We start from the raw sequence: 626 nt of genomic DNA, 5'->3' as shown, positions 1-626 counted from the left end.
GCTCTAACCAGCTGAGCTACGCGCCTAAGGACTGTTCGAAGCTCGTATTGTAGCAAAGCAAAACGGCTATCTCGCCCCACCTTGAAAATTTGCCCAAAAAAGTCCCGCAGCCCGGCTCAGCGTCTGCGCGCAGACCGCACGCCGGGCACCTCAGCAACGACAGCCAGCACCTGGTTCAAACGCCCTGATTGCGCAACCTCCACGGTGAACGTCATCCATGCCGTTCCGCCGCGGTTGTCCTTGACCGATTGCGTCTGCACGCCGATTACATTCATTTTTTCCCTGGCAAAGACCTCGGAAATATCACGCAGCAGGCCCTGCCGGTCAGCCGCTTCGACGGAAACATCCACCGGATAGACCGCACCGTCCGCGGTCTTGGGTGCATTCCATTCGACCTCAATCACACGGTCGGGACTGCCGCTGGCCATATTGCGGAAATTGCTGCAATCGCTGCGATGGATGCTGACACCTTTGCCTTTGGTCACAAAACCGAGAATCTCGTCGGGCGGCGCAGGCTTGCAGCATTTGGCCAATTGCGTCAGGAGGGAACCCATACCAACCACCAGCACGCCACCGGTTTTGGCCTTCGGGTTTGGCTGGCGTGCCTTCTTCGCCAGCACATAATC

At 58.1% G+C, this 626-nt stretch carries 1 protein-coding gene; it reads right to left on the bottom strand.

Going from position 1 to position 626, the window contains the following annotated elements; translation table 11 throughout:
- Window positions 1-116: 116 nt before the first annotated feature.
- Window positions 117-626: ACT domain-containing protein (locus tag AC1D0Z_RS23675; RefSeq protein WP_477660554.1), on the bottom strand; the 510-nt coding region annotated here is incomplete at its 5' end.

Source organism: Polaromonas sp. P1_E3 (assembly GCF_056405935.1).
Note: the sequence above shows the minus strand (reverse complement) of the source record. Positions and strands in the feature narration are given on the sequence as shown.